Origin of the sequence: Guptibacillus spartinae (assembly GCF_028610625.1) — a bacterium.
GTDB lineage: Bacteria > Bacillota > Bacilli > Bacillales > Guptibacillaceae > Guptibacillus > Guptibacillus spartinae.
In genome coordinates, this window is record NZ_JAQQWU010000003.1 from 264,043 (window position 1) to 286,813 (window position 22,771).

A 22,771-nucleotide genomic window follows, 5' to 3' on the forward strand; every position below is an offset into this window, starting at 1 on the left:
TTTGTCGGATTCCATCCACGTAACGATTAATGGAAAGAGTGTAGCCGTATCGAGTGAAAAGAGCGTGCTTGAAGCACTTAATGAAAATAGCCTGGATTTGCCTAGCGTATGCTACCATCCAAGTCTTGGCGCCATTGAAACATGTGATACTTGTATGGTGGAAGTGAACGGTGAAATTGTAAGAGGGTGTTCGACCGCAATTTCAAACGGAGATAGCATTAATACAACGGCCACACACGTAAAAGAAGCACAAAATATTGCCATGGATCGTATCCTTCACAATCACGAGCTTTATTGTACAGTTTGTGACTACAACAACGGAACGTGTGAAGTACATAATACAGTGAAACAAATGAAGATGAATCATCAGGCAATTCCATTCGAACAAAAGCCAGATCCAGTGGATAACTCCAACCCTTTCTATCGATACGATCCAGATCAGTGTATTCTTTGTGGACGATGCGTCGAAGCGTGTCAAGATGTTCAGGTTACCGAGACATTAACGATTGACTGGGAAAGAGAACGTCCACGCGTTATTTGGGACAATGATGTCGCTATTAATGAATCTTCTTGTGTATCTTGTGGTCATTGCTCAACGGTATGTCCGTGTAATGCCATGATGGAAAAAGGGATGGAAGGAGAAGCAGGATTATTAACAAGCATTCAACAGGATACGCTTCGTCCGATGATTGAGCTTACGAAAAATGTTGAAACAGGCTATAATTCAATCCTTGCGATCTCGGATATGGAATCCGCTATGCGTGAAAATGAGATCAAAAAAACAAAAACGGTTTGTACCTATTGTGGTGTTGGCTGTAGCTTTGATGTTTGGACGAAAGGCAGAGATATTTTAAAAGTTGAGCCACAGGTGGAGGCGCCTGCAAACGGGATTTCCACTTGTATCAAAGGGAAATTTGGTTGGGACTATGTAAACAGTGAAGAACGTCTCACAAAACCGCTTATTCGTGAAGGCGATTCGTTTAGAGAAGCGGAATGGGAAGAGGCATTGAAGTTAATTAGCCGAAAGTTTTCAGAAGTAAAGGAAAACCACGGTGCGAACGCTCTTTCTTTTATTAGTTCTTCCAAATGTACGAACGAAGAATCATACTTAATGCAAAAGCTTGGAAGAAGCGTAATTGGAACGAACAATATTGATAACTGCTCACGCTATTGCCAAACGCCAGCTACTGTCGGGTTATTCCGTACTGTTGGACACGGGGGCGACGCAGGATCTATTAAAGATATTGAAATGTCTGAGCTTGTGATTGTCATCGGATCGAATACGTCTGAATCTCACCCTGTCTTATCGACAAGAGTGAAGCGTGCGAATAAGTTGCATGGTCAAAAGCTAATCGTTTCCGATCTTCGAAAACATGAAATGGCCGAACGATCTGATTTATTTATTCGTCCATCTTCCGGTTCCGATCTTGTTTGGCTTTCTGCTGTAACAAAGTACATCATCGATCAAGGCTGGGCAGATGAAGCCTTCTTAAAAGATCGCGTAAACGGTCTTGATGATTATATAGCTAGTCTCGAAAAATACACAATGAGCTACGCATCTGAAGTAACAGGAATCGATGAAGCAGAATTAATTCAAATTGCTGAAATGATTCACGAAGCAAAAACAACAGTGGCGCTATGGGCAATGGGTGTAACGCAACACGGAGGTGGCTCAGATACGAGTACAGCGATCTCCAACCTTCTACTTGTTACTGGAAACTATGGCAAGCCGGGTACAGGCGCTTACCCACTTCGCGGTCACAATAACGTGCAGGGTGCAAGTGACTTTGGAAGCATGCCAGATAAAATGCCTGGTTATGAAAATGTGACCGATGAAAAGGTACGCGCTAAATATGAAAAAGCCTGGGGAACGCCACTTCCTGAAGAAATTGGTTTAAACAATCATGAAATGGTTGAGCATATTCATGAAGGAAAACTAAAAGCGATGTACTTAAAAGGAGAGGACATGGGAATTGTCGATTCAAACATCAACCATGTTCACGCTGCTTTTGAGAAGCTTGATTTCTTCGTGGTCCAAGATCTCTTCCTTACGAAAACGGCTCAATTCGCCGATGTTGTGTTACCGGCAAGTCCAAGTCTTGAGAAAGAAGGAACCTTCACTAACACTGAGCGTCGTTTCCAGCGTCTGTATCAGGCGCTAGAGCCACTTGGGGAGTCGAAGCCGGATTGGCAAATCATTATGGAGATTGCGAATGAAATGGGCGCAGATTGGGATTATGATAGTCCGAGTGACATTATGGCTGAAGCCGTTCAACTTGCCGATATGTTTGCGGGTGTTTCTTACGAACGTCTTGAAGGTTATAAGAGTCAGCAGTGGCCAGTTGCAGCAGATGGAACGGATTCGCCGCTTCTCTTTACAGAAGATTTCCCATTTCCTGATGGAAAAGCTAGACTATTCCCGGTTGAATGGACGAAACCACTTGAGTATGACGACCAGTATGATCTGCATGTCAATAACGGGCGTTTGCTTGAGCATTTCCATGAAGGCAATATGACGTATCAAAATGAAGGCATTAAATCGAAAACACCGAGTACGTTCGTTGAAGTTTCTCCTGAATTAGCAGAAGAAAGAGGACTTACGGATGGGACGCTTGTCAGACTTTCCTCACCATATGGGGCAGTGAAAATAAAGTGTCTTGTAACCGACCGCGTTCAAGGAAAAGAAATTTATATTCCACTGAATGACCAGGATGATGCCGCGATTAACTTGTTAACGAGTAGTTATGCGGATAAAGATACGGATACGCCTGTGTACAAAGAGGTAAAAGCGAAGATGGAAATTTTGAAAGATAAGGGAACTTCGCCGCTTCCTAAGATTAATCATCGCTATGGTAATCCTCAGCCACAGATAGGTGTCATGGTTGAGAGGAAATGGGCAAGAAAAGACTACTTATTCCCTGGCGAAATGGTGAAAAAGGAGGGCATCAACTATGGCAAAAGCCATTAAGCAAATCAAGCGGATCGACGTTTCGAAAGAAGAGAAGCGAGCAAATGATCTAAAGGAAATTGAAGATGCGTTGATAGATAATAAAGATGCCCTTCTTGAAACGTTAAGTGTTGTCGGTGGGATGAAGGAACGTGGGATCCTCACCCTTATGAACGGTCTATTTGGAGAAGGAGATCGCGTTCTAAAAGTGATTGTGGATTTACTAAATGTTCCTGAGAACACAACGGCATTAAAAAACCTGATGCTTCTCTTTGGAGCAGCCGGTAAAATTAACGTCCAGGATCTTGAACCCTTATTATTAAAAATAAATGCAGGGATTGAGAATGTAGCTGAAAATTCAGAGGGAATGGAGAAAACGGGGTACCTTGATCTCCTACGTGCCTTAAAAGATCCAGAAATTAATCGATCCCTGACGATTTTAATTACCTTCTTAAAAGGAATGGGAAAAGATACAGAAAACGAAGAACAGATGAATGATAAGTCACAGTCATCTGAAATGAGACAGGATATTTAACATGTGATCTTTAAAGAGCCCTGCCGTTTAATGGCGGGGCTCTTTCACGTATGCTGTTCTGGAGAAAATCCAAAAAAGAAGTAAAGTGAGAACAATTCCTATTGTGTCAGGCACGAAAACATCAATTAAATGACCAGTTCTGCCTTCAACTCGGCTTTGATGAAATTCATCAAATAAGGCATAAAGAAATGCGATCATCGCTCCTAAGAAGATGGCATTCGATCGCTGGAATTCTTTAGATGCCTTAATACATAAAAAAGCAAGGAGGGCGAATGAGGCCACATGCGCTCCTTTTCTTATGAAAAATTCGACGTACTGGTAAGGCGCTGACGGTGTGACACGTACACCATCATAAGTAAAGGCAATTGGAGGCAAATCTTCCTCTTCAATCGTTATCATTCCTTTAAATAATGGCTTTACATCCTGTTTTTGATAAGGAGTATGAGAGGATATAAATAGGATGCTCATCATCATTAAAGCAAAAAAAGTCCACTTTCGTTTTGTTATAAATTTCATACATTTTCCACGTTCTTTCTTAAGCAGTTTAGTCCCTATCATATCGAAAATCATGCATAATAGGGAGTAGTTTCGTGAAGAAATGTTAACTTTTTGTATTGATCACGTGAATGAGGCCTGAAATGATTCAGGCGCCCTTATAATAAAAAGGAATCCATATTGAAAAGGAGATTTGTGATGAGAATCGCCGTTATTGGTGCTGGCTATGTTGGTTTAGTCACAGGTGTCTGTCTTGCTGAAATTGGACATCGCGTCACATGTATTGATGTAGACCGTGAGAAAGTAGCGATGATGACAAAAGGTTATTCGCCAATTTATGAGCCGGGCCTGGAAGAGATGATGAGAAGGAATTTGCAAAAGGGTCGTCTCAATTTTACGACTTCTTATCACGAAGCTTTCAAAGAAGTGGAAGTCATTTATTTGGCTGTTGGTACACCACAGCTGCCTGATGGAACAGCTGATTTACAATACATTGAGCAGGCTGCTAGCACGATTGGAACGTCCCTCCAAAAAGAATGCATTGTTGTCACCAAGAGTACAGTCCCTGTTGGAACAAACGTCCGGATCAAAGCGTTGATTGAAGAAAAGTCAATGCACAAGATGAAAATAGACATTGTATCAAATCCAGAATTTCTTCGAGAAGGGTCAGCTGTTTACGACACGTTTCATGGCGATCGGATTGTGATTGGATCCGAGAATCAAGAAGCGGCTGAGGTACTAGAGCGAATAAATCAGCCATTCCATATTCCGATTTATCACACAGACCTAAATAGTGCTGAAATGATTAAATATGCTTCGAATGCGTTTCTAGCTACAAAGATCAGCTTTATTAATGAAATCTCAGCCATTTGTGAAAAGGTTGGGGCGAATGTAGATGATGTTGCATGTGGAATGGGGAAAGATCGGAGAATTGGTGAGCAATTTCTTAAAGCGGGAATTGGTTACGGGGGTTCTTGTTTTCCAAAGGATACGAATGCCCTTGTGCAATTAGCTGGGAACAACCAACATAATTTTAAATTGCTTCAATCCGTCATCGAAGTGAATCATTCTCAGCAAATGAAACTAATTGAAAAAACGCAAGAAGCAGTTGGAGAGATTCAAGGGAAAAAAGTTGCGCTTCTAGGTCTCGCGTTCAAACCTAACACTGACGACATGCGGGAAGCAGCTTCTATTCCAATTGCACACGCTTTAAAGGAACGAGGCGCGGAAATTGTTGCTTATGATCCCATAGCCATTCAAAATGCAAAACAGCATTTACCACCAGGGATCCGCTATGAAGAATCACTAATCAATGCACTAGCCGGTGCAGACGTGGCGTTAATACTAACTGAGTGGAACGAAATTAAGAAACTCGATTTGAGTCACTATGTTAAATGGATGGCCTCTCCAATCGTAATTGATGGGAGAAATTGTTATCCGTTGGATGAGATTAAAAAGTATTCGATTCATTACGTCTCCATTGGTCGCCCGACAATCAATCGAAAATGCCTATCTGTTTCAGTTCATTAATGCGATAAACTAGCCTAGGCTGTTTATCGTATTTTTTGTGGGTAAAAAATATCTCAATTTCAGAGTATTAGTACTTGAAAAAACCTATCACTTTGGTAAAATATGTTTGTTGGTTACTTGAAAAGGTACTACTTGCATTTCTTCAAATGCGAATGAATGGAGTGAAAAAATGGTAGAAAAGACGTGTGACAGCTGCCAAAAACCTTCGTATAGCAGTAATTATCAAGGAGAATGGATTTGTCCGTATTGTGGTAAAGATCTTACCAAAATACCTGCAAATAATGAGGATTATCTATACAGTGCAAAGGTAATTAAAAATAAGTGAGGTACAAAAATAATTTTGAATAAAATGAGGCATATCACTGGTTCTTTAATAGACTAGAATGAATTTGCTCGAAAAGGATTGTGATATGGGAGAGTTTATTAAACTAATTGTGGCGATTGTTAATGAGCTTCATGACATCGTTATCGGGGTTATGTCTGGGTTAGGTTTTTCGATCACTGATAAGGAACTACATTTCTGGGTCATTGGTTTAATGGGAATGGGAGGATTTGTGGTCGTCCAATTTTTATTTCGATTGCTCTCAAAATGGAGCATCACAGCTATTTCTTTTATTTATACAATAACCGTATTGCTCGTGATCGTCTTTGCTATTGAGATTCAGCAGAAAATCACCGGTAGAGGAAATATGGAATTTGCCGATGCGGTTGTTGGATTGCAAGGCTTTGTCGTTTTGTTTCTCGTCTATTTAACTATTCGCCTTCTGGCAATGGGTGTAAGAAGGTTACAAAAACCACGTTCAAATAAGAGCACAAGAAGTAGGTAACCTGGTGATGGTTATCTTTTTTTTATAATAAAAAGAAGGAAACGACCGTTCCCTTCTTTATTAATTAGTAGGTCATTTGAGTTAATAAGGCAATAGCCGCTCCAATAATGATTGCAGACACGGGTAGCAAAAGATAAATCATTTTCTCCTTACGCTGTCTACGATATTGGATTTCTTCAGGCGTTAGCCACGATTCTTTCATAATTAAATCTCCCCCTGGTTCTTGCTACAATCGCAGTGAGGCCGTATTCGGCAGCTGGCTGACTGTCGGATGAACAGCCCGTGAAGTCCCTATAGCTTTGCGTCACCACTTTTCAGTGATTTTGCCATTCTCGTACGATTTGAAGCATTAATAAATCATAATAGTGAAGCGGTGTCATGAAAAAGTAAAAATTGTCGAAAAATGACTACAATTCTAAGTATAACCTATTCCCTTTAACGTGTATATTGGGAAAATGAAGATAGTAGCCTTCTCTTTATTAAGAGTTTGTGAACGAGTTTTCCCAATATCCCCTCGTTTAAGTCATGTCCAGACTTGTTAACAAGGTTTCGGAAGTTTTTTCTTTAGTTGACCACAGAATAACGCATGAAAAAATATGGATGGATCAGAATAGAGATAGAAAGGAGGTTGGTCTTACATGAAAAAGCGCAAAGCACAATCTCATGCTGCGTTAACAAATAATCAAACTCCTAAAGAGAGTATCCCCAACCCGGAAGCTTCTAAACGATCGCGAAAGAAGGAAAGTTAATCTTTACCACCCTTTATTCGTAAGAAGCGCAGTTCCTAATAGAATAGATAACAAAGAAGTGGCAAGGAAAAGCAACTTTTCCTTGCGCTTTTTTTGAAACTGAATTTCTTCAGGCGTTTTCCATTTGTGAACCATCTTCTTCACTTCTCATATCGCTTTCTTTTTTTGCTGATATGATGAAGGCCTTGCCCTGTTTTATTTATTATCGGTTTAAAGGTGAAAAAACTTTAGGATAATTTGTCGATTTTTAAGAAATAATCGGAAAGACTTGCTTTTTTACAAGTAATTGGTACTTATCTAGGTTGAAAGTCGAGAGGAGTTGCTAGTAATGCCAGTGATCTATTTGGAAACGCTCATTGATGCTCCGCTTCAAACATGTTTTGATTACGCAAGAAATGTCGAAGCGCATATGAAGAGCACGGAACAAACAAAAGAAAAAGCAATTGCTGGAGTGACAAACGGGTTAATGAGAGAAGGAGATACAGTCACATGGGAAGCCACACACTTTGGGATCAAGCAACGTCTAACAGCTGAAATTACAGGAATGAGTGAACCCGATTGGTTTATTGACGAAATGACAAAAGGCGCTTTTAAGTGGTTCGTTCATACCCATCGCTTTGAAGATCTAGGGGGTGTAACGTTAATGGTTGATCAATTCGCATATAAAGCGCCATTTGGGATTCTCGGCAATCTAGCCAACGTATGCTTTCTAAAAAAATATATGAAGAGTTTATTAGAAAAGAGAGCTAGCGAGTTAAAAAATATGGCCGAAACAGCTGTATAAGCGGCTTCAATTCAGGTGAAACTGTAATGTGCTTGAAGAGGAGGCGAACTTGTTGCATGTTTCTCGTACAATCGTACTTGTTAGCATCCAATGCTGGCTTGGCATGGGACTTGTTCTTTCATGTATAGCCACACTTACATTATTTGACCAAGAGCCAGCTCCGCTTATTGTGAAAGGGATCGCTCAAGTTTTCCGATCAACGGAACTTCATTATGGTTCCTTAACAGTGAGTTTACTTAATAATGGCGACAATGGATTTGCTCATTTTGTCATTCGAAAACTTGGTCATTTTTTTGTATACAGCTTTTTAACGATTTTCTTGTTTCAACTAGGTAAAGCGAGCGACTCTTTTCTAAGGATACTGATGGTGTTGCTTATGGTTGGCATCATAGCCGTGACTGACGAGTTTGTTCAAGCGTTTTTACCTAATCGAACCGCACTCATAACAGACGTATTTGTTGATCTAACAGGGTGCCTACATAGTATTTTTCTTATGAAAATATGGTATTTATGTCGATTATGAAAAGCTCTCGCATAGTGGGAGCTTTTTGGCATGGTGGAATAGAGGAGTCCTGTAATGCTTTTATAGTAAAAATATCCTATAAATTCGACACGGTTTATAGGTATTCTATGTTATTTTTGTAATATTCGTCATTTCCCGCCTATTTTAATGTCAAATTTATGCTAAAGTGTTAAAAAGGGAGAATATAACTAATATTTTCTTAAAAAATCTTAGGGGGAAAAGATTTGAAACTTTTGACGTCACTTTTAGTTGGCATTCTAGCATTTTCTTTATCGATGCATGGTGTCCAGGCAGCGGGGGAAACCGTCACTGTCAAACTAGTAAACTATGTGAAAGATACGACGGCTTTAACGTTTAATGTAGCAGGAAGCTATCAGATTCAAGGTAGTGAGATTAAAATTGAAAGTTCTCAGGTAGATGAGTACAGTGTAAAAGCTGAGTCTTCTGATGTGGTTCTCTATCGAGGCAAAACGAAGCTTAAGAACTTTGGAAGTTCAATGACACTTGTGCCAACCATCACAAATGCGATGGATAGCTTCGTCGCAATCGGTGATAAAAAGTATCTAGGTGAAATGAAGTTTACGGTTGATGGGAAATACATTCGCCCGGTTAATACACTTCCGATGGAAGAATATTTAAAAGGCGTAGTACCTAGTGAAATGCCAGCTTATTGGGGAACAAACGGAGGAATGGAAGCTTTAAAGGCACAGGCGATTGCCGCAAGAACTTTTGCATTACCTCGAAAAAATTCTTTATCGGATAGCCAGTCAAGTCAAGTATACAAAGGATATGACTGGTTTCAAACGACGAATGAAGCCGTAGATGCAACAGCAGGAAAAACATTAATGTATGATGGAAAGTACATAGGTGCCTACTATTCCTCCACAAATGGTGGAATGGTGATGTCAAATACAAATTCGTGGGGGAGTAGCTGGATTCCATACCTCCAAACGAAAGTCGATCCTTACGATGAAAGAATGATCACGAGCTACGACTATTGGGAATATAGTCTTGGAAAACAGCAAATTGATTTAGAGAGATTAGATCTTAAGAATCCTGACGCATGGTGGTCTCAAGTATCAGAATCGAGTTCAAATGTCACAGAAATTAAAAATATGAAATCATGGCTTGTAGCAAAAGGAAAAATTAAACCGACGGATGATATTAAAATCACGCAAATTAAGAATATTAATTTTACTGTACCACCATTTAAATCGGATCAAGTATTAAAAGGCAGTGTCGAATTTGATTACTTCTTAAAAAACAAGGAAGGTTTTGTGAAAGATTCAAATGGGGAAATCAAAATAAATACGATGAAAATTGAAGATACTTCCTACAATGTTCGATTTATGATAGGTACGACAATTATGAAAAGTCCATATGTTAAGGAGATTAAAGATACGAAGGATTCCTTCATCGTTTCTGGAAGTGGTTTTGGACATGGAATTGGAATGAGCCAGTATGGCGCTTATCAGCAGGCGAAAGAGGGTCGAAATTTCGAGCAAATTCTATCTTTCTATTATTCAGGAACTGATTTAGTCAAAGAATCAACGGAATCAAGTGAGATTAGAAGGCTTGCTGGTAGCAACCGCTATGAAACAAGCGTAGCGATCTCTGAAAACGGATGGAAGGAGTCTTCAGATGTTGTTGTACTTGGGAGAGGGGACCTATCTGTCGATGCTCTTACAGGTAGTGTTCTAGCTAAAAAGTACAATGCGCCATTACTTTTAACAAAAAGTGATGAACTCCCATCAAGTGTGGAAGAAGAATTGAATCGGTTGCAGCCTAAGAAAATTTATATCCTAGGTGGACCTGCTGCCATTTCTGAGAAGGTAGTGAACCAACTTTCCACTAAAGTTCACATATCTAATATTGAAAGAATAAGCGGTGCTAATCGTTATGAAACGTCGGTTGCAGTTGCTAAAGAAGTTGGAAATAGCAATCAGGTAATCGTGACAACTGGAGACGATACTTCACCTGATGCCCTTTCAATCGCGCCATACGCGGCTTCTAAGGAAATTCCTATTTTGTTAACAAATAGTAAGAAATTAAGCGAAGCTACGTCAACATACATGAGTACCGTAAAACCAGTTACTGCTACAATCATCGGAGGAGAAAATGCAGTATCTAATGTGGTCGAGAATAATTTAGTTGGCATTCCAACGGTTAAGCGCGTAGCGGGAAGTAATCGTTATGAAACAAGTGTGAAAATTGCTGAAACATTTGATTTTGAAAACAAAAGTGTCTTTTTCGCAAATGGAGATGTATTTATAGATGCTCTCCCAGGGTCTCCATATGCAGCTGCGATGGGAGCTCCTGTTATTTTAACGAAACAAAGTTCACTTTCTGGAGAAGCTGAGCAATATGTAAAGAAATCAATGAGTAGAGAATATTACTTCCTAGGTGGCGAGGCAGCCATTAGCAAACCAGTTGAAGAAATCGTAAATAAGCTCTTAAAATAATCTTTTAACCACCTCTCATAAAAAGAGAGGTGGTTTTATGTTATTATAATAAAAATGGCTTTACTCAAGACAGCATTCGTTCATATAAAAGATATTTCTTATAGATAAGGATGTGGTTAAATGCATGAAAAAAAGGAAATTGAAATTCTTTGTGATGCGTTAAGAACTTATTGGAATGAGCACCCTGAAAAAAATATGGGGCAATTGTTAAAAGATTTGCATGCAAAGTATGAAAATGATGAGCTATTCACCGAAACGGCTGATCAAAAATGGTTACATTGGATGCTTGAAAATAGTAAACAGCGCGATATCATTGAAAGAAAATACCGCAATCAATCACAACTTAAAGATTTGGAGAGTAGTATTCGTCCAGAACTCATGGAAGTGATTCGAAGATTTGTTGATTAATGAAAAGAGCCGACCACGTTATACGAGGTCGGCTCTTGTTTTCCTTATAATCAAAAGGGGGGATTAAAGGGATTACTTAATTTTTCGGTTTATTGCTTGTTACGTTGGGGGTACTTGAAAGGTAAATATGAAAACATTATCTGGGAAGACAGAATGGAAAAAGGTAATGAATACATAGAAGGGAAGTGCACGAAATGGGACTAAAATTTGGAATAATGGGTACAGCGAACATTGCAAGGAAAGCGGTTATACCTGCCATCCAAAATGCTAGTGGTTCTGAAGTTGTGAGCGTAGCTAGTGGCAGTGGCAAAGCCAAAGAATTTGCAGAGGAAATGAGCATTCCACATTATCATGACAGTTATGAAGCGATGTTGGAGGATGATTCAATTGACGCAGTCTATATTCCACTTCCAAACACGCTTCACAAAAAATGGACCATTGCAGCTGCGAAGAAAGGGAAACACGTTCTTTGTGAAAAACCAGCTGCTATAACGGCTCGTGACGCAATGGAGATGGTAGAAGCTTGTGACGAAAACGGCGTTATCTTCATGGAAGCTTTTATGTATCAATTCCACCCTCAGCACTCAGTTGTAAGAGATGTGATTGCGTCAGGTGAAATTGGGGACGTCAAGCATATGCGTGCAAATTTTTCATTTTACCTGGGAGACAAACCAGATAATATTCGCCTTAGCAGTGAACTAGGTGGGGGAAGTATTTGGGATGTGGGATGTTATTGCATACATTCCTCTCGCTTCATTATTGGCAATGAACCACTTAAGGTCTATACGGAAGCAGCTATTCCAGAAGGCGGAGGAGTCGATCTTTCTGCTTCAGGCATCTTGACATTCGCTAATGACGTTACCGCTTCGTTTGATTGTAGTTTCGAACGGCAGATGAGCCATTCCTATGAGATTATTGGTACAAAAGGTAGCATTTACCTCCCGTACGCCTATCGTCCTGATGCACCAGGAGCGAATGGAGTCATTGAGATTAAAAATAGTGAAGGCAAGGTGAGAAAAGAAACGGCTGAAGGTGAGCAATATACGCTTATGGTTGAGCACTTTGCACATTGTGTTCAAAGTAACCAAACGCCATCTTATTCCGGTGAGGCAACAGTAAATAATCTAAAAGCGATTGAAGCTTGCTATGAATCGATGAAACAAAATCGCCCAGTTGAATTAGTTTAATACAGAAAAGCACATTGGGATTATCCAATGTGCTTTTCTAGTATTTCATTTGTTCCTGCTGAGTAGGAAGCTTCACTTGCAACAGAGTTAATCTGATCTTCTTGAGGAGTTTCACCCTCGCCAACCCAGTAAAACGTTATATTATCTATATGATGTTCTCTTGCAGTAACAGCCATAACAATATCACCTTCGCTGTCTCCAAAAACAAATACTTCTTCTGCAGAATGAATTTCATCTAAAATCCATGTCGCCCCAATTTTTTTAGTTAAATCAGGATGAATAACATCGACTCCATAAGTAGACACAGCGGTTTTATTTCCTGATTCAGAAGCAATCGATTCGACATCATCTGCATATTCTTGAAGGGCTTTTCGGGTTTTCTTTAAATGTTCCTTATCACCAGGATCTCCGTGAACAGCCTCAACCGTACCCATGGCTTCTTTTGTTTGATCCCATTGAATCAAATCTTCATACTTTTCTTTCTGACTAACTTTGTATAATTTATCTTTCACTTCATCTGAGATCACATATCCTTCATCTAAATCCCATGAAGAAGTATCCGTTCCCCGTCCTTTAATGACCCCATGTTCAGAAACACAATAAAGAGAAGACCAGTCAATTTCATCATCAAAGAGCGGGAAAAGATAGTCAGAAAGCCAACCTCTCGACCGACCAGTTACAAAAGAAAGGACGTGTCCGTCTATGGCGAGTTTTTCAATTTTTCTCACGACGTCTTCATCAGGTCTAGCATTTTCATCGGTTAAAACACCGTCTACATCAAACATATATAAAGCCATTCAAGCACGCTCCTATTCTATTTAATGAAGTTTAGTTTCTAGTATAGCGTGGGGGAAGGAGAAGGGGCAAATAAAAACCCCGGCTTAAATGAGCCGGGATCTTATTTAAATATTTACTTGTTCAGTTTGAATTTCATGAGATTGTGGAAATTTTTCGTGATCTAATGCACCAATTACAAAAGCAGATAGAGCAAAAACAGTTGCCAAAGTGATAGTTAATTTTTTCATTTCATTCTCTCCCTTAATTTAATTAATTATTTTTTTTCTGGCATCATTGGCCAGACGATAATAATAACTAGCATTTTTATATTGTGAAGAATGATTAAAGTAATCTGCTAGCCGTTCACAATAATCAGTAACATACTTCCAAGATTGTTTTTCTTCGAAATAAGGTATAGCCTCCTCTTTTAATAGGACCTCATAATCTAAGTTATATGTTTGTTTAACATGATGCTCCAAAATTTTAAAATGATAAACATAATTAATAACTTCATTGTTTTGAGCTTGTTTCAAACCAGTTGCTAGCCATTTTTCTGCATTATCTATTTTATTTAATTTACTATATTCAGTAGCAATTAAATATATGGTTTGTACTACTTCTTCGGAATCATCTTCATTTATATACTGAAGACCGGATTTATAATAATCTAAAGCCTCGAGAGATAATCCCATAGCTGCTGATACTAAGCCTAAATTGTGATAGACAATACTTTTTAAATACTTATCATTAAATGACTCAGCATATTTTAAAGTGTTTTTAAAATGATTAGTTGCTTCTTCATAATTTAATATTCTTAAATTATTAATACCTAGAAGTACTTCAATATCAGCACTCCTTTTAAAATTGTACTCTTGATTAAACAATGATAAAGCTTTAACAGCATGGTTGTTTGATAATGCTACTTGATACAACCTACCATGAACCAATGCTTTTTGATAATAAAATTCGCTAAGTTCTCCAACATCTAAGTTCATAGTCTTACTGAGTTTTTCTGCTTTTTTATAAACTTCCAGAGAGTCGCTAAATTTTTTGAGTTGGTAATAATATAATCCTAAAAAATAATAATAATAGAACTCTAAATCATGATTCAAGCTTTCCTGAACAATGTAAAGTCTTTCAAGTAAGGTATTGGATTTATCTAATTCTAAATTTAGAAGATGGTAGCGAAATTTGAATAAAAGATAAGTGGTAAGTAGAATTGGATCTTCAATGTTTTCAAACTCTTTATCAATCTTTTTCTTCTTGATTTCAACCTGTTCAAAATCTCTCATTCTCATTTCCCGGTACCATTCTTTGAGAAACTTTGTCATTTCAGAGATCTTATCCTCATCATCAACCTGATCAAGAGAAACGCCTAACTCATTACAAAGATGTTCGACAAGTTCTTCACTTGGCTGGGCAAGGCCGTGTTCAATCTTACTCAAATACGGAATAGAACAGATACCGGAAGCAAGTTGTTCTTGGGTGATGCCTTTCATTTGTCTGAAGTATCGGATTTTTGCTCCAATCATTCTTTGCTTCCTTTCTCCTAGAACTATTTGATTATAGTTTACTAAAAATTCTCAGAAAAGAGAATAGTTTTGAGGTTGGGAAATATAAACGAATTTAGACGGTTTAAACGCATGTTTTTCGGTTTGTTTTCCCAATATCAACATGTCGAATGAATTTTCGAACGATAATGACCATTATATGGTAAAATGATGAAAATGAAAAGGAGGTGTCGAAATTGCAAGAAGATCGCATTGAACGTGTAGAAACTATGATTACAAATTTGATTCAAATTATTGGAAGCATGAGAAAAGAACAGCATAACCTCGAAGAAAAATTTCAAACTCTTCAACAACTGCATCAAAACCTTCTCCATGAACGTTCGTAACCCCTCTTTTTACAACTACTTTCTTAAAAGCGTGACTTACTCCCTATTCAAAACCATTTTTTTCTAACCATTAGTGTGATACTATTCTAGTGATTTGTCGAAAGATTCGTTATAAACTTATGAGTAGCGAATGTGTATCAATCATGGAAGAGGTGTCACAACTGAAAAATAAAACGATGATTGTTTTAATGTTTTGTATTCTATTTTTTTCGTTTGGTCCTAGTGTCTCTGAAGCTCAATCAGATCAAGAGACGAAACGCATTATTGTTACATATGATAAGACTTCTAGTCCTTCCCGAAAATCTAATCAGTCTGCAAAAGTAAAAGTGATTGAAGTTCCAAAGGAAGAAGTAAAGGAAACGATTGAACGTTTGGAGTCGGATCGTAAAATCAAGCATGTTGAAGAAGACCAACCTGTTTATTTAATGAATACAAGTCTACCGAACGATGCTATGATTTCCTATCAAAAACCATGGATCGACCAGATTCATTTACCAAAAGCATGGGCACGGATTGATAAACAAGAAAGTTCCATAAAAGTTGCAGTCATTGATTCAGGGGTTGATCTAACCCATGAGGATCTAAAAGCGAATCTTGTAAGTGGCATTAACCTTGTGAATAAGGATCAAACGGTACAAGATTTAGATGGACATGGTACAAAAGTGGCCGGACTTATTGGCGCAGTAACGAATAACCAAATTGGTATAGCTTCTCCAGCCCAAGGGGTTTCCATTATGCCAATAAAAGTGACGGAGAACGGGAAGGGCATGCTTTCAACACTAGTAGAAGGAATACGATTTGCAATTGATCACGATGCAGATGTTATTAACTTCAGCCTTGGTAATTATAATAATTCATATGCTTTAAGAACAATTGTTGAAGAAGCTGCAGCGAAAGATATTTTGATGGTAGGCGCTGCAGGTAATGATAACCAATCAGCTGTCGTTTTCCCTGCAGCGTATTCAGAAGTATTAGCTGTGTCGTCTGTTCAAACGGGTACAAAAGAAAAGGCATCCTTTTCAAACTATGGTTCTCTAGTGGATTTAGCCGCACCTGGTACGGATATTTATAGCACCTCCCTTAACAGCGAGTATGCTTTTGATAAGGGGACAAGTCTATCAGCACCCATTGTTGCGTCCTCAGGGGTTCTATTAAAAAGTTATGCGCCGTTTTTAACCAGCAAGCAAACCTTTAAACTATTAAAAGAGTCTGCGGAACCACTCCCTGGTTCTTTCTCTCTTGGCAATGGTTTGTTAGATGTAAATGCCGCTATTAAGAACGTGACAGAGTACAACCGAATATATGGCGAGACTTCGATTGAAACAGCGCTAGAAATCTCTCGAAAAAATTGGGAGACGTTAGAGAAACAAACACTATCAATTGATGGGCAGGAGATCACAGGGAAATTTGCCGTACTAGCTCGCTTTGATGAATTTCCTGATAGTTTAGCCGCTTCTCCGCTTGCTTCTAAGCTAGGAAGTCCGATTCTCTTAACAAAAAAAAGTGGTTTATCACATAATGTAATTGATGAATTAAACCGTATTTCTGCAGATCATGTTTTAATAATTGGTGGGGAAAATGCGGTTCCAAAAGGTATATCAGAGCTACTAGAATCGTCAGGGATCACAACAACAAGAGTTGCTGGAGATAATCGTTATGAGACGGCGACTGAAATTGCTGAAATTGTTGAAGAAGACAAAACATCGGAGGCGTTTATTGTTTCAGGAGAAAAATTTCCAGATGCTTTATCAATTTCCTCATTTGCCTCAAGGTTTGGGGCACCAGTACTTTTCACAAAAAGTTCAGCTTTGCCTGATGATACGAAAGCTTACCTAGAGAAGTTACGCCCTGAAAATGCCTACGCGATTGGAGGCGAGACTGTTATTAGTCAGAGTGTGATGTCTAAGATTCCTTCTACAAATACCGAGCGAATTGGTGGAAAGGACAGATTTGAAACAAACTTCAAAGTTTTATTAAGATTTGGGGTAGAAGAAAATAGCGATGGCATTTACTTTGCAACAGGTCTGAAATTTCCAGATGCACTGACGGGTGGAGCTGCCGCTTCAAGATCAGGTCAATCCATTGTTCTCGTTCATCCATATAGAGAAAATGAAGCATTAGAAAAATCCATTTTATATTTAAACAATCAAGGAATTGACAATTACCGTATTCTAGGTGGTCCAGCTGCAATCAGTGAGAGGAAAGCCTGGTATATTGATCACATTCTTGATGAGTAAAAAGACTCAGCCATGGCGCTGAGTCTTTCTTTATGAACACGATTCTCCCAATCTATTGCTATTACGCCATTATTACGCTTTTATGGACAAAAGTCCTAAAATATCTACAAATTATCAAAAATTTTCACAATTTTAACAGTAAAAGATTGACTCTTAATCTCTTTATAATTAAACTGAAAATAGTGAATTATTCTAATTGTTACGAATTAAAGGGGGATCGATTGCAGGTATTTCACAAATTATTAAGGGGGATTTTAGTAAATGACGATTAAGAAAAAAGTCCTGACAATTGTAGCAGGCGCTTCTCTTGTTGCTTCTTCATTCGCGGGAATGACGTATAATCCAGAAAAAGCGGAGGCTGCATTAACAGAAACGAAGAAATTTAAGCTTCCAGTAACACAGGAAATTGCCTCTCTTGCTGCAAGTGAACAATCGAAACAAGAATTGATTATTGTTGCAAACGAACACGGTGGACCTGACATTACTAAAGAACTTGAGAAACTTGGCGTGAAAGTAAAGAAAAATACAAACAACTACTTGTATCTTGCTGAAGTGCCAACAAGTAAAGTTCTTCAAGTCTATCGCCTGGATTCTGTTGGCATGCTTGGTGCAAACAGTGAAATTGTTCTGGATCAAAGTCCGAGTGAAGACACTGATCTTAATCCAACAGTAAAAAACCCTGAAGATGTAGTGAAACCTGCAACGGAAGAAACTCATTCGGCAACTGGTGTTGATGAATTTCATGATAAGTATGACGGAACAGGAGTTAAAGTAGGAATCATTGATACTGGTGTCGACCCAGGTCATGAAGCTTTCACTCAATATAATGACGAAGGAGAAGTTATTTCTTCAAAAATCAAAGGCGTTGTTGATACTGTTGGAGAAGGTGACGTTTGGTTCCAACAAGAGGCACCTGAGGGGGACTCAATTACTGTAGAAGAAGGAACATATAAGACAGAAGGCATTGATGCGGAAGACGATACATATTACTTCGGTACGTTGAATCCGGCATCTTATGATGTAGATGGAAAAGGAAAAAAACTTTATCGTGATTTAAATGGTGATGGGAAAGGTGACGCTCAATTTGACGTTCTTCTAGTAGACGATCAAGTCTATATCGATATGGATCAGGATAAAGATTTCACCGATGAAAAAGCATATGGTGAGGGCGATGTTGATAACATGGACCTTAACGAGGAGGACGAAGTTCCTGGTGCAAACTTTAGAATTGCAAGTCCTAGTCCTACTTATCAAGGTCACCAGTTCCCAGATTCAACATTGTACCCTTTCCCAGTTGCAACAGTTTTCTTTGATGGAGATGGGCATGGTACACACGTTTCTGGAATTACAGCTGCAAATGGACCTGAAAGAGAAAATGAAACTGGCGCTGTAGCTGCTGAAGGTGTAGCTCCAGGCGCAGATTTGTATGGTCTAAAAGTATTCGACTCTGCTGGTAAAACATTTGGCTGGAGTATTGCAAATGCAATGTATCTTGCGGCAGTTCCTGAAGAACTTGGTGGATTTGGAACAGATGTCGTTAATATGAGCCTCGGTTCATCTCCAGATTTAAATGATGGATCTGGTGCATATGCAAAAATTATTGAGGATATGGGCGAGCTATTCGATACTATTTATGTTACTTCAGCGGGGAATGATGGACCTGGAGTAGATTCTGTGGGAGCGCCTGGTGATGGGATGAAAGCACTGTCAATTGGAGCATACATTAACAGTAAAATGTGGGCAACCGAATATGGATATTATCCATATGGTAAAAATGCAGATGGTTCTCCTGTGCAAGGTGAAGGTTTATGGTATTTCTCTGCAAATGGCCCGACAGAAGATGGTCAACAAAAACCAGACTTTGTAGCACCTGGATCTTCTTATGCTTCTTTTCCAGTCCATTTAGGTAATTATGAAGTTCTTCAAGGGACTAGCATGTCTTCTCCATACGTAGCTGGAGCGGTAGCGACACTTAAGCAAGCTGCACTTAAAGATCGTATTCCGTTTGATTACGAGCTTGCGCGTGAAGCGCTTATCCAAACGGCTGTCCATGTGGATGGGTATAATCGTGTGCAAGAAGGCGCAGGTCTCATTGACGTTCCTGCCGCTTATGAGTACATTCGCAAGCATTATATCAACGAAGTAAAAGAAGTGAATGTAACAGTTTACCACGGTGAGAAAGTTTCTGGTGGACCTGGTCTTTATGTTCGAAACAAGGAAGTTCCTGAAGAAGTAACAGTAATGGTAGAAAATCCAACGGATGAAACGAAGAACCTTAACATTTCTTCAAATTCTGATTGGTTCACTCCTTCTGTGAAGAGTATTAAACTTGCACCGGGTGAGTTTAAAGAAATGACTGTGAAGTATGATAAGAGCAAAATGGATATTGGCGTAAATGCTGGCACTCTTTTAATTGACGATCCAGATACGGCTTATGCCGAAGCTCGTTCTTTCCAAACAATCGTTCTTGGAGAAGAATTTACGTCTGAAGATCGTTTCCGCTTAACGCATGAAGGTGAAGTTCAGTCTTCAAAAACAAAGAGCTATTTCTTTAATGTTGAAGAAGGGGCACAGGAAGTTCGCTTTGCGTTAGAAGCTCTTAAAGAAAACAATGAATTCCAGGGCCGCGTGCGGATGCTTGTTATGAACCCTGATGGCGATCAAGTTAACGCATTCCAGGGGTATGCAGGTTATGATGGTCTTGGCGTAGAAGATTATGTTGCTAAAAGTCCTAAGTCTGGTGTTTGGGAAGTAGCGGTCTACGGTACTGCATCTCCAAAAGACGGTCTTGATATGAATAAATTTAAGCTTGAAGCATTCGTCCAAGATGTTGTAGCTAGCCCGGGTAGAATTGAGCTTGGCAGCGTAATGCCTGGTAGTGAAGTATCCAAATCTGTTACCTTTGAAAACTATCTATCTACGAAACGTTCAGTAGAAGTAGTTGGTGGAGCATTTAGTAAGCCTGAAACCGAGAAATCTCGTGAAACTGTAACTGGTGGCAAGGTTTACGATAAAACAATCAATGTGAAAAATAACATCTCTCTTGATGTAGCTATCGGTAATACAAGCGATGCTGGTGATGATCTTGACCTCTATCTTTATCGCTCAAAAGACGGGAATGTTATTGGGGATTACATCGCTATTGATGCAGATGGTGATTCAGAAGAATCATTTACTGTAAAGAATCTTCCTGATGGTGAATATACAATTCGCGTCGATGGTTATTCAACAGTTGAAAAGACAACTGACTTTGATCTTTCTGTTACAGAAGCGAAAGTACTTGCGGCTGGAGAAGAAGGTGCTGGAAGTATTGAAGTCACTGGAAAGTCTAGCTTTGATTTGGGAGTAGGAAAGAAAGCAACCACAGACGTGAAGATCACAACACCAGAAGATAGCGGTAAATATACAGCTGGCGTCTTCTTGAAAGATAAAGCGACTGGCGAAGTGCTTTCCATTGTTCCCGTTGAAACAGATGGCGATATGGTAGAAGTAGTAGCTGGAGATACGCGATTTGAAACAGCTATTGAAGTATCAAAACAAATGTATCCAAAAGGAACCACTGCTGATACTGTGTTTATCGCAACTGGATTTAACTTCCCGGATGCGCTATCTGCTGGGCCGTTAGCAAGTGCTTACGATGCACCAATCTTGCTTGCTAATAAAGACGGTATGCTTTCAGATGAAGTTTTAAATGAAATTTCACGTCTTAAAGCGAAGAATGTCATGATTCTTGGTGGGGAGAATGCCATTTCGAAGAAAGTCAACACGCAGCTTGCAAATATTGGTGTTAGTACCGCTGATATCGAGCGCCTTAGCGGGGACACTCGTTATGATACGAACGTTCAAATTATTAACAAGCTTGCTGAAAAAGGCTCGACGAGTGAAGCTGTCTTCCTTGCAACTGGAACAAACTTTGCAGATGCTTTGAGTGCTGCTTCAATTGCAGGTGCGAATGATATGCCAATCGTATTGACGGACGGAAAAACGCTGACTGAAGATGCGAAGAAGCTTATGGCAGGAAAGCAAGTTTATGTTCTTGGTGGAGATGCAGTCATATCCGATGCAGTTGTGGATATGGCCGATGAACTATCTCTTTCTACAAAACGTCTAGCTGGAGCAAATCGCTTTGGAACGCTCGTTGAAATCCATAAAGAACTGGGCTCAAATACGGATCAACTATTCGTTGCTAACGGAATGAACTTCCCAGATGCCCTAGCAGCTGCACCACTTGTTGTGAAGGATCAAGGTAGCATGTTCCTTGTGAAGAGCGACGAAATCCCGAAAGAAATTGAATCTTATCTCGTTAAGTACTTTACAACAACGGATGTATCAGGAGCGAAAGTTCTTGGTGGAGACAATGCTGTAAACAAAAATGTGAAAGATCAATTTAACAAATGGTTAAATAAGTAAAGTAACAAAAAAGCCGCTCTCGAAAAAGTGAGCGGCTTTTTAATTTTTACTTGCAATCATTTTCCCTTTATTACAATAATATTAATAGCTACCATTATTCTACATATTTCAGGGGGAAGGTATGAAAAAAGTAATTTTTTTAATCGCTCTTATTGGATGCCTCGCAGTAGTCATTGCTGGGAAGTTTCATTGGGATGATAAGATTCAACAAACAGGTGCGACTGTTAGCGCGGAAGTAGATTCAACAGAAGAAACAGCAAAACAAAGCAAAGAACCTAAAGAAATACCGGTCAGTAATAGCCAGCTTCAAAAACTTGTCACTAATTTTCCAGAGCACCTTCAGGAAAAAATGATGTCTTCTAACGAGCCAATCTCCGTGGCCATTGTGGGTTCTGAATCAGTTGGTACAAGTAAAGAAGGACTCAAGCAAAGTGTTGAAAAGGGATTAGAAGATTCTTATTGGGATGGGGCTTTTGCAGTTAAACAATTTACATTCGAAGAGGCCACAACGAAGTCGATCGTTGAAGAGAAATTATACGATAATGTCATTGAAGAGAAACCAGATATCGTACTGTTAGAAGCGTTTACGTTAAATGATAATGGAGTCGTTGTTATTGATGAAGGCCATCAACATTTATCTGCTTTTATGGCGGAATTAAAAGAAGCGATTCCAGGTGTTACCATTATGTTGATGCCTTCTAATCCGATTGCGGATCCTGGCTACTACGCCCTTCAAATTAGTGCGCTTGAAAAATACGCAAAAGCAAATGACATTGTATACTTGAACCACTGGAAAGAGTGGCCTGCCGTAGATAGTGAAGAAATAGAAGGTTATTTAGCCGATTCTAGACCAAATGAACAAGGTTTTGAAATATGGGGCGATTATATCGTTGATTATCTAAGCGGAAACTAAGAGAGAGCCTTCCTATTTTGTAGGGAGGCTTTTTGCTTTTTGTTTCGTGTTTTTATAAGATGAATAGGAACATGAGTCACCATTCGACTA

Annotated in this window: 20 protein-coding genes and 1 riboswitch; of the genes, 14 read left to right on the forward strand and 6 right to left on the reverse strand. The window is 39.2% G+C overall.

The features are described 5' to 3' along the window. The first annotated feature begins 1 nt into the window (after position 1). Positions 2 to 2,968, forward strand: coding sequence for a formate dehydrogenase subunit alpha (fdhF, locus tag PQ511_RS07930; RefSeq protein ID WP_273851363.1), 2,967 nt, complete (start codon positions 2 to 4; stop codon positions 2,966 to 2,968). Beyond that, complete coding sequence (locus PQ511_RS07935; RefSeq protein WP_273851364.1) at positions 2,952 to 3,482, forward strand: helical membrane plugin domain-containing protein; 531 nt, start codon at positions 2,952 to 2,954, stop codon at positions 3,480 to 3,482. The genes fdhF and PQ511_RS07935 overlap by 17 nt, the downstream gene beginning before the upstream one ends. A gap of 27 nt (positions 3,483 to 3,509) precedes the next feature. On the opposite strand, the gene PQ511_RS07940 is transcribed toward PQ511_RS07935, so the two are convergent. Then, positions 3,510 to 3,998: a VanZ family protein gene (locus PQ511_RS07940; protein ID WP_273851365.1), complete on the reverse strand. Its 489-nt coding sequence runs from the start codon at positions 3,996 to 3,998 to the stop codon at positions 3,510 to 3,512. Between the two features lie 177 nt (positions 3,999 to 4,175). On the opposite strand from PQ511_RS07940, the gene PQ511_RS07945 reads away from it, so the two are divergent. Both PQ511_RS07945 and PQ511_RS07950 read left to right on the forward strand, forming a co-directional pair. Further along, positions 4,176 to 5,507, forward strand: coding sequence for a UDP-glucose dehydrogenase family protein (locus PQ511_RS07945; protein ID WP_273851366.1), 1,332 nt, complete (start codon positions 4,176 to 4,178; stop codon positions 5,505 to 5,507). A gap of 410 nt (positions 5,508 to 5,917) precedes the next feature. Next, entirely contained in the window at positions 5,918 to 6,334 is a 417-nt protein-coding gene (locus tag PQ511_RS07950) for a hypothetical protein (protein WP_273851367.1), read from the forward strand. A 64-nt stretch (positions 6,335 to 6,398) separates the two neighbouring features. Here the strand turns inward: PQ511_RS07950 and PQ511_RS07955 are convergent, their stop codons facing one another. Continuing rightward, positions 6,399 to 6,536 carry a hypothetical protein gene (locus PQ511_RS07955; RefSeq protein ID WP_273851368.1) on the reverse strand — a complete coding sequence of 46 codons (138 nt, stop codon included), beginning with the start codon at positions 6,534 to 6,536 and terminating at the stop codon, positions 6,399 to 6,401. Between the two features lie 46 nt (positions 6,537 to 6,582). Continuing rightward, positions 6,583 to 6,672, reverse strand: a riboswitch (cyclic di-GMP riboswitch). Positions 6,673 to 6,972: 300 nt separating this feature from the next. On the opposite strand from PQ511_RS07955, the gene PQ511_RS23815 reads away from it, so the two are divergent. Further along, complete coding sequence (locus PQ511_RS23815) at positions 6,973 to 7,083, forward strand: hypothetical protein (RefSeq protein ID WP_489753149.1); 111 nt, start codon at positions 6,973 to 6,975, stop codon at positions 7,081 to 7,083. A 3-nt stretch (positions 7,084 to 7,086) separates the two neighbouring features. Here the strand turns inward: PQ511_RS23815 and PQ511_RS07960 are convergent, their stop codons facing one another. Next, positions 7,087 to 7,218 carry a hypothetical protein gene (locus PQ511_RS07960; protein WP_273851369.1) on the reverse strand — a complete coding sequence of 44 codons (132 nt, stop codon included), beginning with the start codon at positions 7,216 to 7,218 and terminating at the stop codon, positions 7,087 to 7,089. Between the two features lie 193 nt (positions 7,219 to 7,411). Between PQ511_RS07960 and PQ511_RS07965 the strand changes: the two genes are divergently transcribed. The 5 genes from PQ511_RS07965 (at position 7,412) to PQ511_RS07985 (ending at position 12,447) form a co-directional block, all read left to right on the forward strand. Then, positions 7,412 to 7,867 carry an SRPBCC family protein gene (locus tag PQ511_RS07965; protein ID WP_273851371.1) on the forward strand — a complete coding sequence of 152 codons (456 nt, stop codon included), beginning with the start codon at positions 7,412 to 7,414 and terminating at the stop codon, positions 7,865 to 7,867. Positions 7,868 to 7,919: 52 nt separating this feature from the next. Beyond that, positions 7,920 to 8,390: a VanZ family protein gene (locus PQ511_RS07970; protein WP_273851372.1), complete on the forward strand. Its 471-nt coding sequence runs from the start codon at positions 7,920 to 7,922 to the stop codon at positions 8,388 to 8,390. 224 nt (positions 8,391 to 8,614) lie between these two features. Further along, on the forward strand, positions 8,615 to 10,852 hold the full coding sequence (locus PQ511_RS07975) for a cell wall-binding repeat-containing protein (protein WP_273851373.1): 2,238 nt from the start codon (positions 8,615 to 8,617) through the stop codon (positions 10,850 to 10,852). Between the two features lie 120 nt (positions 10,853 to 10,972). Further along, on the forward strand, positions 10,973 to 11,260 hold the full coding sequence (locus PQ511_RS07980; RefSeq protein ID WP_273851374.1) for a hypothetical protein: 288 nt from the start codon (positions 10,973 to 10,975) through the stop codon (positions 11,258 to 11,260). A 194-nt stretch (positions 11,261 to 11,454) separates the two neighbouring features. Then, positions 11,455 to 12,447: a Gfo/Idh/MocA family protein gene (locus tag PQ511_RS07985; protein WP_273851375.1), complete on the forward strand. Its 993-nt coding sequence runs from the start codon at positions 11,455 to 11,457 to the stop codon at positions 12,445 to 12,447. A gap of 20 nt (positions 12,448 to 12,467) precedes the next feature. Here PQ511_RS07985 and PQ511_RS07990 read toward each other — a convergent pair whose 3' ends face one another. From PQ511_RS07990 to PQ511_RS08000, 3 genes are all read right to left on the reverse strand, one after another. Beyond that, positions 12,468 to 13,244: an HAD family hydrolase gene (locus tag PQ511_RS07990; protein WP_273851376.1), complete on the reverse strand. Its 777-nt coding sequence runs from the start codon at positions 13,242 to 13,244 to the stop codon at positions 12,468 to 12,470. A 105-nt stretch (positions 13,245 to 13,349) separates the two neighbouring features. Next, a complete protein-coding gene (locus tag PQ511_RS07995) occupies positions 13,350 to 13,472 on the reverse strand; it encodes a hypothetical protein (RefSeq protein ID WP_273851377.1) in 123 nt (40 codons plus the stop codon). A gap of 18 nt (positions 13,473 to 13,490) precedes the next feature. Then, positions 13,491 to 14,756 carry a helix-turn-helix domain-containing protein gene (locus PQ511_RS08000; RefSeq protein WP_273851378.1) on the reverse strand — a complete coding sequence of 422 codons (1,266 nt, stop codon included), beginning with the start codon at positions 14,754 to 14,756 and terminating at the stop codon, positions 13,491 to 13,493. Positions 14,757 to 14,971: 215 nt separating this feature from the next. Between PQ511_RS08000 and PQ511_RS08005 the strand changes: the two genes are divergently transcribed. The 4 genes from PQ511_RS08005 (at position 14,972) to PQ511_RS08020 (ending at position 22,681) form a co-directional block, all read left to right on the forward strand. After that, on the forward strand, positions 14,972 to 15,121 hold the full coding sequence (locus PQ511_RS08005) for a hypothetical protein (protein ID WP_273851379.1): 150 nt from the start codon (positions 14,972 to 14,974) through the stop codon (positions 15,119 to 15,121). A gap of 143 nt (positions 15,122 to 15,264) precedes the next feature. Continuing rightward, positions 15,265 to 17,358 (forward strand): cell wall-binding repeat-containing protein, encoded by a 2,094-nt coding sequence (locus tag PQ511_RS08010; RefSeq protein WP_273851380.1) that lies wholly within the window; start codon positions 15,265 to 15,267, stop codon positions 17,356 to 17,358. Between the two features lie 261 nt (positions 17,359 to 17,619). Beyond that, a complete protein-coding gene (locus tag PQ511_RS08015) occupies positions 17,620 to 21,768 on the forward strand; it encodes a cell wall-binding repeat-containing protein (protein ID WP_273851381.1) in 4,149 nt (1,382 codons plus the stop codon). A gap of 121 nt (positions 21,769 to 21,889) precedes the next feature. Next, positions 21,890 to 22,681, forward strand: a complete 792-nt coding sequence (locus PQ511_RS08020) for an SGNH/GDSL hydrolase family protein (protein ID WP_273851382.1) — start codon at positions 21,890 to 21,892, stop codon at positions 22,679 to 22,681. Positions 22,682 to 22,771: the final 90 nt, after the last annotated feature.